The 12,924-nt window shown below is 67.4% G+C and carries 8 protein-coding genes; all 8 read right to left on the reverse strand.

Features of this window, described 5'->3' with window-relative positions; genetic code table 11:
* Positions 1-17 precede the first annotated feature (17 nt).
* On the reverse strand, positions 18-2,330 hold the full coding sequence (locus tag HMPREF0975_RS03600) for a copper-transporting P-type ATPase (protein WP_009232776.1): 2,313 nt from the start codon (positions 2,328-2,330) through the stop codon (positions 18-20).
* 45 nt (positions 2,331-2,375) lie between these two features.
* Complete coding sequence (locus tag HMPREF0975_RS03605) at positions 2,376-2,669, reverse strand: hypothetical protein (RefSeq protein ID WP_009232777.1); 294 nt, start codon at positions 2,667-2,669, stop codon at positions 2,376-2,378.
* 187 nt (positions 2,670-2,856) lie between these two features.
* Complete coding sequence (locus tag HMPREF0975_RS03610; protein WP_009232778.1) at positions 2,857-4,341, reverse strand: multicopper oxidase family protein; 1,485 nt, start codon at positions 4,339-4,341, stop codon at positions 2,857-2,859.
* 56 nt (positions 4,342-4,397) lie between these two features.
* Positions 4,398-5,453, reverse strand: a complete 1,056-nt coding sequence (locus HMPREF0975_RS03615; protein ID WP_049939419.1) for a sensor histidine kinase — start codon at positions 5,451-5,453, stop codon at positions 4,398-4,400.
* Positions 5,454-5,503: 50 nt separating this feature from the next.
* Positions 5,504-6,220 (reverse strand): response regulator transcription factor, encoded by a 717-nt coding sequence (locus HMPREF0975_RS03620; protein WP_003780993.1) that lies wholly within the window; start codon positions 6,218-6,220, stop codon positions 5,504-5,506.
* Between the two features lie 31 nt (positions 6,221-6,251).
* A complete protein-coding gene (locus HMPREF0975_RS03625; protein ID WP_008733373.1) occupies positions 6,252-6,971 on the reverse strand; it encodes a DUF6803 family protein in 720 nt (239 codons plus the stop codon).
* 265 nt (positions 6,972-7,236) lie between these two features.
* On the reverse strand, positions 7,237-7,683 hold the full coding sequence (locus tag HMPREF0975_RS15435) for a hypothetical protein (protein ID WP_156808160.1): 447 nt from the start codon (positions 7,681-7,683) through the stop codon (positions 7,237-7,239).
* On the reverse strand, positions 7,676-12,748 hold the full coding sequence (locus HMPREF0975_RS03630) for a DEAD/DEAH box helicase (protein WP_232212448.1): 5,073 nt from the start codon (positions 12,746-12,748) through the stop codon (positions 7,676-7,678). The genes HMPREF0975_RS15435 and HMPREF0975_RS03630 overlap by 8 nt, the downstream gene beginning before the upstream one ends.
* Positions 12,749-12,924: the final 176 nt, after the last annotated feature.

A 12,924-nucleotide genomic window follows, 5' to 3' on the forward strand; every position in this document is an offset into this window, starting at 1 on the left:
CGGCTGGGCTCTTGGGGTCAGCGGTGACGGCGCAACCGCAGCGAGTTGGTGATCACGCTGACCGAGCTGAGGGCCATGGCGGCGGCCGCGATGACGGGCGACAGCAGCCAGCCAAAGGCCGGGTAGAGGGCGCCGGCGGCCAGCGGGATACCGAACACGTTGTACACGAACGCGAAGACCAGGTTCTGGCGGATGTTGCGCATCGTGTCGACCGACAGGTCGCGGGCCTTGACCAGGGCGGCCAGGTCACCGCCGAGCAGGGTCACGTCGGCGCTCTCGATGGCCACGTCGGTGCCGGTGCCCATGGCCACACCCACGTCGGCCACGGCGAGGGCGGGGGCGTCGTTGACGCCGTCGCCGGCCATAACGACCGTGTGGCCCTGGGCCTGCAGGGCCTGCACGTGGCCGTGCTTCTGGTCGGGCAGGACGTCGGCGACGACCTGGTCGATGCGCAGCTCGTCGGCGATGGCCCGGGCGGTGGTGGCATTGTCGCCGGTGAGCATGACGACCTTCATCCCGCGCCGACGCAGGTCCTCGATCGCGCCGGCGGTGGTCGCCTTGAGCGGGTCGGCGATGGCCAGCACACTGGCGGGCCTGCCGTCGACGGCCACGACGATCGCGGTCGCGCCACGGCGACGGTAGGCCTCCACCACGGCGTCCAGGGCATGGGTGTCGACGTGCTGGCTGCCCAGGAAGGCGGGGCTGCCGACGAGCACGTGCTGACCGTCGACGGTGGCGCTGACACCGCCACCCGGGTGGGCGGCGAAATCGCTGGCCGCCGGCACCGTGCGTCCCGTCTGGCGGGCAGCATCGACCACCGCCCTGGCGAGAGGGTGTTCGGAGCCGGCCTCCACAGCCGCGGCGAGCAGCAGTGTCCGGGCATCCTCGTGGCCGTCGACGCCCTGCTGGTCGACCAGGCTGGGGCGGCCCTGGGTGAGGGTACCGGTCTTGTCGACGACGACGGTGTCGACCTTCTGCAGTCGTTCGAGGGCCTCGGCGTTCTTGACCAGCACGCCCTCGCTGGCGCCGCGCCCGACCCCGACCATGATCGACATTGGCGTGGCCAGACCCAGCGCACACGGGCAGGCGATGATCAGCACGCTGACGGCGGCCACGATCGCGAACGGCAGCCGCGGCTGCGGCCCGATCGCCAGCCACAACCCGAAGGTGGCCAGGGCGACGGCGATCACGACCGGCACGAACACCGCCGAGATCTTGTCGACCAGTCCCTGGATCGGAGCACGGGACCGCTGCGCCTGGGAGACCAGGTCGACGATCCGGGCCAGGGTCGAGTCGGCGCCCAGGCCAGTGGCCTCCACCACCAGGCTGCCGCCCTGGATGATCGTGCCGCCGATGACCCGGTCACCGGGGCTCTTGTCGACCGGAACCGGCTCGCCGGTGATCATCGACTCGTCCACATACGCGTGACCATCGACCACGGTGCCGTCGGCCGGCACCTTCTCGCCCGGCCGCACCCGGCACCGATCGCCCAGCTGCAGCTCGGCGGCCGGCACGTCGGTCTCGGTGCCGTCGGCCCCGATGCGGTGCGCGGTGGCCGGTGACAGGTCGAGCAGGGTGCGGATCGCACCGGAGGTCTGGTCGCGGGCCCGCAGCTCGAGGACCTGGCCGAGCAGCACCAGGGTGATGATGACTGCCGCGGCCTCGAAGTAGGTGCCGACCCGGCCGTCCATCGCCCGCATCCCGGACGGGAACAACCCCGGCGCCAGCACCGCGACCACGCTGTACAGCCACGCGGCACCGACACCCAACGACACCAGGGTGAACATGTTCAGGTGACGGCTGACCACCGACTTCGCGCCGCGCACGAAGAACGGCCACCCAGCCCACCACACCACCGGCGTCGACAGGGCCAGCTCGAGCCACGGCGCGACGCTGCCGGGCAGCGCACGCCCCAGCACCATGGGAACCATCACCATCGCCACCAGCGGCACGCTCAGCACCGCCGCCACCCAGAACCGGCGACGCATGTCGACGAGCTCCTGGTTCGGGCCGTCGTCGAGCCCGGCCGAGACCCGCTCCAGCGCCATGCCACAGATCGGGCAGTCACCGGGGCCGTCGCTGCGGACCTCGGGGTGCATCGGGCAGGTCCAGTCCCCTGCAGCGACCGCACCGGCCACCACCGCCGGCTCGCCGGTGGGGTGCTGGTGGTCGTGGTGCTGTGCGGCCGGCGCGTCCCCACCGTCGGCGGGTTGCAGGAACATCCCGCACTTGGGGCAGCGTCCTGGGTGGTCGCTGGTCACCTCGGGGTGCATCGGGCACGTGTAGCGGGTGGTGTGGTCGTGAGTGGCGGTGGCTGCCGGGTGGTTCATGGGTTGCTCCTCGAGACGGTGCTGCCGGTGGATGGCGGGCGGTGGTCAGTGCTGGGATCCGTGGTCCATCATGCGCATCATCAGCCACATCATGAGCATGCAGCTGATGGCGGGCACGAGGGCGGCCAGGACACCGCCGGCGGCGAGGCTGGCACGTCCGGCCCACAGGTAGCCGGCGACCACGAGCAGCATCGGTGCGCACATCAGCAGGTGCATCCAGTGGTGGGACTTGCCGTGCTGGTGGGAGTTGCCGTGCTGGTGGGTGGTGCTGGTGGGGTCCTGGTCGGTCATTGGGCCGGTCAGGGGCTGGCGGGGGGCCTGGTCGGGGCTCGTGTACATGGCGTGTCCTTGTCTGCTCGGGGAAGGGGTTTTCCTTCCACTTCCACGGTGACGGGGCGAGGTCAATGAGCTCGCGAGGTTTGGTGAAGGTCTGGTCAAGCTCTGCAGACGGCGATGGTGAGGCTGCCGCAAGGGGGCAGCCGCGCCATCAGGGCAGGCGTGGGTGGTCGACATCGGCCGGGAGATGTCAGTAGCGCAGGGTCGTCATCATGCCGAGTTCGGCGTGGTAGATGTTGTGGCAGTGCAGCATCCAGGTGCCGGGGTTGTCGGCCTGCAGGTCGGCCTCGACGGTCTCCATGGGGCGGATCAGGACGGTGTCCTTGCGCAGCCCGTCGCTGCCGGGCAGGGCCCAAGTGTGGCCGTGGATGTGCATGGGGTGGGCCATCATCGTCATGTTCGTCATCCGCAGCCGCACGCGCTGGCCGCGGCTGAGCGCCAGTGGGGTGTCCTCGCCGAAGCGTTTGCCGTTGAGGCCCCACGCGTAGGGCTTCATCTGGCCGTTGAGTGCCACGTCGAGGGTGGTGTCGGGCTTGCGGTCGGGCAGTCGGGCGCTGTCGGCGGGCTTGAGCGGGGTGGTCAGCAGGGCCTTGCCGTCGAGTTCTGCGATGCGGGTGTCCGGGGCCGGGACGTTGCCGGAGCCGGTGCGCACGATGGCGCGGGCCGGGGTGCCCTTCTTGCCCTCGGGCGCGGCCTGCAGCACGAACACGCCGTCGCCGAGGGTGATGGTCGCATCCAGTCGTTCTCCCATCGCGAGGTAGACGGCGCTGGCCTGGGTGGGGGTCACAGGGAACCCGTCGGTGTGGGTGACGGTGAGTCGATGGCCCTGCAGGGCGAGCTTGAAGATGGTGTCGGAGGAGGCGTTGACGACGCGCAGTCGTACCTTCTGCCCGGGCTTGGCGGTCAGGGTGCGGGGCGCGGCGGGGACGCGGCCGTTGACGAGGTAGTGGGGGTAGGTGACGTCCCCGGCGTCACCCAAGGGTGACATGCCGTGGTCCATGCCGCCCATGTCGTGGTTCATGCCGCTGGACACGGTGCCGTTCTGGGCCTTGAACGCGGCGAGGATGTCATCGGGTGAGGTGCCCACGCCATCGGCCCAGTCGTCGAGGGTGATGATCCACTCGTGGTCGTAGCGGCCGGGTTCAGCGGGGTCGTCGATGACCAGCGGCCGGTACAGGCCGCGGTCGATCTGCACCCCGGTGTGGGGGTGGAAGAAGTAGGTGCCGGGGTCGGGGGCGACGAACTGGTAGGTGAAGCTGCTGCCGGCCTCGATGGGTTGCTGGGTGACGCCGGGCACGCCGTCGCTTGGCTGGCGCAGCGCGATGCCGTGCCAGTGGACGGAGGTGCTGGTGGGAAGCTTGTTCTCGACGCGGACCTGCAGCAGGTCTCCGGCGCGGGCCCGCAGGACGGGGGCGTCGAGGGTCTCGTCGTAGGCCCAAGTCCTGGCCGTGACGCCGCCCAGATCGAGGGTGACCGGCCGGGGCGTGAGGACGTGGTTGACGGTCTTCGTGCCGGGGGCTGCGACCAGCGGGGTCTGGCTGGGGATCGTCAATGGGGAGTTCGGCGCGGCGGGTGCTGCGGCCGGGGTGTTCTTGGCGCCGCAGGCGCTCAAGGCCCCTGCCGAGGCCAGGCCGAGACCGGTGAACAGGACGTGGCGGCGGGAAAGTGTGTTCATGTCCTTGAGCCTGTCGGGCCCGGATGAAGCCCCGGCAGGGGTTGGTCAAGATCTGGTCAAGAAGTCACGGTGGGCAGGGTCAGCGCGAAGGTTGCGCCGTGGCCGGGGCCGTCGCTGTGGGCCGTCAGGTCACCGCCGTGGGCGCGGGCAATGGCCCTGGAGATCGCCAGGCCGACACCGGTTCCACCGTCGACGTCGCGAGTGCGGGTGCCCTCGACGCGGTAGAAGCGTTCGAAGACGTGGGTGAGGGCCTCGGTGGGGATGCCGACGCCGTTGTCGGTGACGCGGACCACGGCCCGGTCGTGCTCGTGTCTCATCGCGACCTCGACCCGGTTGCCGCCCACCGTGTGTTGCAGGGCGTTGCGCAGCAGGTTGTCCAGGACTTGCCCGATGCGAGCGGCATCCACGTCGACGCGCAGGCCGGGAACGGTCTGGGCGTGCAGCGTCACCCCGGCGGCGTCGTAGGCGTGCCGGGCTGCGGCGACGCTGGCCGTCACGATCTGGTCGAGGTCCTGGTGGCTCAGCGACAGTGGGATGCGGCCTTCCTCGGCGCGGGAGACCTCAGAGATGTCGGCGGCCAGGGCGGCCAGCCGCTGGTTCTGCCGTAGCAGGATCTCGACGTTTGCGGGGGTGAAGTCGACCACACCGTCCTGCAGTCCTTCGAGGGTGACCTGGGTGGCGGCCAGCGGGGTGCGCAGCTCATGGCCCAGGTCGGTGAGCATGCGTCGTCGGGTCTGCTCCGTGGAGGCGATCTGGCTGGCCATGTGGTTAAAGGCGTCGGCGACCTGGGCCAGCTCGGGGCTGGCCGAGGTCATCATGACGGGTTGGTCGTAGTGTCCGGCGGCGACATGTTGGGCGCCGTCCACGAGGGCTTCGACCCCGCGCGACAGGTTCCGGTTGAGGACGGTGGCGACCCCGAGGGCGGCGAGCATCGCGGTGCCCAGACCCACGGCCAGTGACACCAGGCCCGCGTCGTGGAAGGCCTGCTGAGCGTGCTCGACGACATCGGGCTGGGCGTGGCCGGCTTCGAGCATGTGCATCCGGAACCATGCCGGGCCGACCAGCAGTGCCGTCAGCACCGTGGTGGCGGCCATCGCCGCCACCACGGCCATCTGGGTCCACAGCAGTCGGCGTCCCCAACTGCCGCGCGGGTTGCGCGGCATCACTGCCCTTGGCCCATCCGGTAGCCGACGCCGCGCACCGTCTGCACGAACCGGGGCTGGGAGGGGTCGTCACCGAGCTTCTTGCGCAGGTGCGCGATGTGCACGTCGACCAGGTGGTCGTCGCCGACCCAGTCCTCGCCCCACACGGCGTCGGTGAGCTGGCGGCGGTTCAGCACCCAGCCGGGGTGTTCCGCCAGGGCCTGCAACAGGTCGAACTCGGTACGGGTCAGCTCCACCGGTGACGCGTCGAGCTCCACCCGACGCGACGACGGGTCCAGGGTGAGGGCGCCGATGCGGTGCACCACCGCGGCCGTGGCGCCCGTACTTCCGGCGCGGGGGCGTCTCAGCAGCACCTGGATGCGAGCCACCAGCTCACGCGGGCTGAACGGTTTGGTCATGTAGTCGTCCGCGCCGACCGACAACCCGATCAGCTTGTCGACCTCGTCGGCGCGGGCCGTGAGCATCAACACGTAGCAGTCGCTGAAGGTGCGCAGCTGGCGGCACACCTCCACCCCGTCCATGCCCGGCAGGCCCAGGTCCAGCACCACCACGTCGGGGGCCGTGGCCCGGACAAGGTCAAGCGCGGCCAGCCCGTCCCCGCAGGTCTGGGCCGACATGCCGGCCCGCTCGAGGTAGTTCTTCACCGTGCCCGACAGCACCGGCTCGTCGTCGACGACCAGGACACTCGGTACAACCGCAACAGAAGCGCTGTTCATGACACCACCTCACCACGGACCCGGCCGGGGATCAATTCGACGGGGCGGAGCTGGGCATCATCGTCGAGTGGTCCATGTCCGTCATGCCACCCATGTCGTGGTTCATGCCGGACATGCTGCCCATGTCGTGCTGCACCGAGGCCGGCGCCTTCGGCGAATAGCCCATGACGGCAGGGTCGAGCATGCCGAAGATCATCGCGACGTGGGCCACCACCAGGAACACCGCCACCATCGCCACGTGCAGGCGCAGGCGCCCGGTCTCGTCGCGGCCCAAGAGCTCGGCCTCCAGCAGGCTGATCACCAGCATCGGCACGCCACCGGCCAGGTACGACAGGACAGCGATCACGTCCGCGGGGCCACGCCAGCCACCATTGACCGTCAGCGGAACCACGGCAGTGATAAGCAGGTGCAGGCCGATGAACACCCACACCGGCCCGGCCAGCAACCCGGCCCAGTGGCCCACCTTCGTCACCCATCCCGGCGCCGGACGCTCACCCCGACGAGCCAACAGCATCACCAACTCGGTGATCGCGAGCGTCTCGGCCAGCACGACCGGAAGCGCCATGAACAACAGCAGGTTCCACGGCTGACGCACGGCCAACAGCCCCATGTAGTGGGTCATCGGCATGCCCTCCATCCCCGACCCGGAGGTCAGGTCAGGGGCGGCCAGGGCCAGGGCGGCAGCTGCGATGGTGCCGACACCCAGGGCAACCAGCGGCACGGTACGGGAAGAGTTCTCGTTCGAGGTCATGGCCACAAGCCTCGAAGCCCCACACCAAGGTCGGGGCAAGGGAATGTGAAGATTCGGTCAAGCCGGTCTCCGGGTAGACATGGGGCCAGAACAGACCGTCACCATGGGGCCAATCGAAGTTGACAGAGCCAGCCCGCAATGACATCTTCCCTGTGCCCTACTGGACCTGTGTCGCCCGCTCCGCAGGTGCTCTTCGATGGTGTGGGCAGTTATGGAGATGCTCTCAAGACTCAGAGCTCACTTTGCGTTTTGTGGCGATACGGCTTCAGGGCTCCCTGGCGTAGAGCCTCATAAAGTGCTTCGTTTCGCCGTCCTTGCGGGGGTGCCACGTCCATCCGATTCCGCTCCAGAAATCGTCTGCTTCTGATGAAAAGGCTACTAGGTATGGATCTGGATGCAATCCAGACAAAAGAGAAATTGCTTGCGCGCCAATGCCCTGGCGTCGATGGTCAGTTCTCACTTCCAGAAACTGGATGAGCCTAGCCTGACATTGTTCTGGGATTCCTATGTAGGAGTCTTGGAGGGTCTGATAAAGTATCATCGCACGAGCCACTTCGTTCTTTCCAAGCCTGAATGAGAAATATTCAGTAGGAGCACGAAAGGTGTTTTCCCACCAGGAATTATTAAAGCCGATGACGTCCAGGTTGTAAGGTGGGTTGCCCAGATTCTGGGGGTTGAACTGTGTGAGGCGGAGAAGAGTTGGATCAGACATCCGTCTTGACCTCAAGGCTCGGCAGAGAGGTCACGATCTGTTGGGTGCCGACGGATACGGTGGTGATGCGGGCGATGAGGTCCAGGAGGTAGCGGGGCTGCGCCGAGGCAGTGGGGCCGCCACCCGCGCCCTCCGCCATCCAGTCGTTGGGGTCGTTGACGATCCCGGAGGCCTTGTGGGTGCTCACGCGGTAGCGTTCTAGCAGCCAGTCCAGGCCGCTGCGAGAGCCCAGCAGGTATTCCTGTGCCTGGGCGGGAATACCGGAGATCGTCACATGCTCGTTGTAAACGATCGAGGTCTTGTCATCCTGCCGCTTGCCGTCCTGGAGAACTCGGTCATAGCGCATCTTCTCCACATGCAGCAGGCTCGGGGAGATTGTCTCCCGAAGATCCCAGGGCACCTCCTGGCCATCGACCATGAGACTCAACGGTGCGGGCTCCACGGACTCGTAATCCAGGTGCAGGTCGGCAAGACCGCGCCCGGCCGTGGTGAAGGCGACGAAGTCGTCCCGGGTTGCCACCAACGGGATATGAGGCAATGACTTCTTCAGATCCGCGCCATACCGCGTCCGATACTCCGGGGAGTGCAGGAGGGCGTACACGTAGTAGAAGACGTCATCCTTGGTCACCTCCGGCCCGTAGGCGGCCTGGTAGCTGCGCAGCGTGGCGTCCGTGATGTTGTCCACCCGGCGGTAATCGCCCAGTACCTCACCCTCCTGTCCGACGGCGGTGCTGGACTCCTCCGTATCCTCGCCACCGGAGAGGTCCAGCATGCCTGACTCGGCCGCATGACGACCGCCCACCGGCTCCCACGTCCAACGCGGAAAGAACTGCCCTCCGCTGCCGGCGCCTGTGACATGGAGGTTCGGCGCCGCATCCGTCATAACGGTGGAGAAGGGAACGTCCGAGCCTTGACCAACAAGATAGAAACCAACATTGTCGTGCCCGGGTGTCGGGAAGTAGCGGCGCAAAACAGCGGGACGGTGGATGATGCCGTCGGAGGCGTTGAGCCACTGCTTGCAGAAGGGACGGTACAAGCCGCAGTAGGCGGCTCCCGCGTTATAGGTGATGACACGGTTCTTGGCCAGGTCGCTGTAGAGGCCCGACGTCCACTTGATCCGCGTCTCGTCGTTCGTGACAAGATCGCGCACCTTTGCCCCGGCCTTCAGGTCAGCCGCCCGGGTGCGGTGGACGCGCTCGCGCTCCTCGTTGTACGTTTCAATGAGCCGCTGCGCCGAGTCGCGCAGCCCCGGCAACGAGAAGTTGTAGACCCACGCGTCGCGCCCAGTTTCGGCGCCACGAGAGTATGAGGCGAAGACCGGCGCCTGCCCCTCGCCGATGGACTGCCAGGACTCGTAGCTCGGGTCGCGCTGGTTGATCCAGTCGCCCTGGGCGTTCGGAGTGAGGGTCTCCCACTCCAAGGTGTCGATCTGCGACTCCTCGACGATCCGCAACTTGTCCTCCCGGGAGAGGTAGTCGCCGATATCCCGATAGTGCAGAACAGCCGGCCCCTCATGCGCCGGGTCCTTGACGAGGAAGGTGACGGCCACGGTCGCGCGAGAACCGGAGTCGAAGACCTTGCCTCCCTCCCGCCGAGAGAGCTCACCCGCAGTGCGCTGGTTGCCCCGCAGGTTGTAGACGTAGAGGTGGGAGAACTCCTCAGCCAGGGTGAGGCGCACGCCGTCGGCCGTGTTGCCGTCGATGAAGCCGCCGTTAGTGACGAAGCCGATGACCCCGGCCTCCCCGACGCGATCCGAGGCCCAGCGGATGGCCCGAAGGTAGGAGTCGTACAGGGAGTTCTTGTTGGTGCCCGTGGAGCGAGCCGCGTAGGTCGCCTCGATCTTGTCGTCCAGGGACGGGTAGTGCTGGTTGGCGTTGTTGTCATTGGCGGACTCCTGCCCCACCGAGTAAGGCGGGTTGCCGACGACCACCTGAATACTCTTCAACTCCAGCTGGGCCGTAGCCCGGTCGTTGTTGGCTACAAACACGCTCTGATCCAGCGTGTCCCCGTCCTCGGTCATCTGGAAGGTGTCGGCCAGGACGATCCCGTCGAAGGGCGTATACCCCGCCTGCGCCGGGTCGCTCTCTCCACCGCCGGCCGGTGGCGCGTCGCTGCGCATGAGGTCGCGGTAGGTGACCTCGATATTGGCCGCCGCAATGTAGTAGGCCAGCAGCAGGATCTCGTTGGCATGCAGCTCGCCCGCGTACTTGCGTGCCAGGTCCGCCTTGCTGATGAGGCCGGACTGCAGGAGCCGGACGATGAAGGTCCCCGTCCCGGTGAAGGGGTCGAGTACGTGCACACCCTCATCTGTGATGCCGCGCCGCAGGTGCGTGCGTGCCAGCCAGTCCACGCTGCGCAGAATGAAGTCCACGATCTGCACCGGCGTGTAGACGATCCCCAGCGACTTGGCCGTCTTGGCAAAGGCCAGGGAGAAGAACCTCTCGTAGAGTTCGGTGATGACCCGCTGCTTGCCGGCCGCATTGTCAATGCCCGTGCAGCGCTCGCGGACCGACTCGTAGAAGCCCTCCAGCTCCTCGGTCTCCGCCTCCAGGTTGGATCCATCCAGTACCCGGAGCATCCGGCCCATCACCTGCGCCACCGGGTTCTCGGCCGCGAAGTCGTAGCCGTCGAAAACCGCATCGAAGACCGGCTTGGTCACCAGATGCTGGGAGAGCATGTCGATCGCGGACTCCGAGGTGATCGAGTCGTTGAGATTGGCGCGCAGAGCCGCCAGGAAGCGCTCGAACTCGGCCGCCACCTCCGGGTCCTGCACCCGCTTGGCCAGGCGCTTACGGTGACGGGCCGCAATGTTGGCCACGTCATTGGCCCACTGCTCCCAGTAACGCCGCGAGCCGACCTTCTGGACCAGACGGGCGTAGATCGCCTCCCGCCACTTGCCGAGCGCCCCCAGGTCGAAGGCCGCTTGCTGATGCGCCGGAGCACTGGAGGAGTTGCTGTCGTCGGCGGCAGCCCCAAAGGGGTCGATGATGGCGATCTTGTCCGGCTTGGACTGGTTGAGATCGATCTTGTTGACCATGGCGTCGAAGCGCTCATCGTGAGCGCGCAGCGCCTGAAGCACCTCCCACACCACCCGGAAGGTGTCATTGTCAGACAGGACGTCCTCGGGCGACATTCCCGAGGGGATCGCCACCGGCAGGATGATGTAGCCGTACTGCTTGCCCGGCGCCAGGCGCATCACCCGCCCCACGGACTGGACGATGTCCACCTGGGACTTGCGCGGGGACAGGAACATGACCGCGTCCAGGGCGGGGACGTCCACACCCTCGGACAGGCACCGGGCGTTGGAGAGGATTCGGCAGGACACGGATGTCTCCTCCGACTCCGATGCTGACGATGCCTGCCGGGTCGGCGCCGGCGCGCCCAGATCGCCCGAGAGCCAGGACAGCAGACTGGTGCGCTCCATGATGTTCATGGAGCCGTCCACGTGGCGAACTTTCACGGATCCCAGCCGCTTCTGAGACGGGGTATCGGAGTCGACGCCGTCCGCGTCGTCGGGCAGTTCAGGCACCTCCGGCTCATCGGTGAGCGTGAGCCGGTAGTCCTCGGCCACGTTCCTGAAGGACGAGGCGAAGCGCTTCGAGGTCTTGATATCGCGGGCGAAGGCCACCGCCGTGCGCATCGGCTGGATGTCTTTGCCGTAGTCGGCCGTATCCACACTGCGCTTGGCTAAGGCGTTCCAGCAGCCGACGATCCGGGCGGCGTCGTCGAGCGTGAGCTGGCCGTCCTGAGCCAGGGAGGACTGCATCTGATCGGCGATCTGGTCCTCTGAGACCGTGAGGACCAGGACCTTGTAGTCGGTCAGGAGGCTACGGGAGACCGCCTCACCGAAGCCCAGGCGGAAAAGCTCCTCACCGTAGGTCTCGACGTCGTCCATGGAGGCGAGGATCGCGTTCTTCTGACCGGCGCGCGCCTTGGTTGTGTCGTCATAGATACGGGGAGTCGCCGTCATGTAGAGGCGCTTGGAGGCGTGGATGTAGGCGTTGTTGTGGACGCGGACGAAGGCGGACTCATCCGTGCCCAAAGGAGTGGCGCCGGTCGTGCGATGGGCTTCGTCGCAGATCACCAGGTCGAAGCCGGGGGCGCCGAGTTCCTGGGCCTGGGCGACGGCGTCGATCGACTGGTAGGTGGAGAAGACCACCGTCATCGGGGCCGTCCCGTTGACCGGGGCGGGGCGACGCGTCAGGCGGTTGGCGAGTGCCGCGCCGTCCGTGGTGGCCGGGATTGCCAGGTCCACCACCGAGATGTCCTCGCTCAGGCTGGTGCGCTTGCGCCCCTTGCCGACCTTCGCATCCGAGCAGACCGCGAAAGAGCGCAGCGGCACCTCCGACTCGGCACTCCATTCCATGAGCGTCTGAGACAGCAGCGCGATGGAGGGCACGAGGAACAGCACCCGGCCGCCGGGGCCCGCCATGGCCTCCGCAATGCGCAGGGACGTGAAGGTCTTGCCGGTGCCGCAGGCCATGATGAGCTTGCCCCGGTCCGCCGTGGACAGGCCCGCGCTCACCGCGTCCAAGGCCCGCTTCTGGTGCTCGCGCAGGCTCTTGCCACCGGTGCGAACCATGACCTCGGGGGTCTCCAGGCTGAAGGAATCCCAGTCGATCGTGGAGTTGAACAGGTCCTCCAGGCCGACCCGGGAGACCGAGATAGCCTGACGGGACACCGTCTCCTCCGCAGCCGAGTTCCAGCGCTCCGTGGTGGACACAAAGAGCCGGGAGGTGAACTCGCCCGTCCCCGACTCCGCCAGGAAGGAGTCGACGTCGTTCTTGGTGATGACCCCTGTCTGCGGGTCATAGAACTTGCACTGGACGGCGCACAGCTCGCCGGTCTCGCGCTCGCGGGCCACCAGGTCGATGCCGTGGTCCGGGCGCGTACCCCGGTCCGGCCAGTCGCTCCACATCCACACCTCGTCGAAGCGCTCGGCGTAGCGCGGATCCGTGAGAAGGAACTGGCGCACCAGGCGCTCGAAACTCGTGCCCTTGCCCCGCTGCGTCTTCGCCTCGAAGTACAGGCCGTCCAGAATCTCTGCGATGCGCGACTGACTCACGAGGAGAAGCATACGGTGAGAAAGGCGAGATGCTTCCACGGTGAGATGGTGCGCGGTGGACGAGGATCCTGACGAGACGTGGCCGGTGCCTGCGGAACGGGGATTCCTCCCCGTTCCGTGTGCGGGGCTGGGAACTTACGGTGATGTCATGGCTCATCGTCGACGCAGCGTCTTCC

It is taken from the genome of Actinomyces sp. oral taxon 849 str. F0330 (genome assembly GCF_000239715.1).
Taxonomy (GTDB): Bacteria; Actinomycetota; Actinomycetes; order Actinomycetales; family Actinomycetaceae; genus Actinomyces; species Actinomyces johnsonii.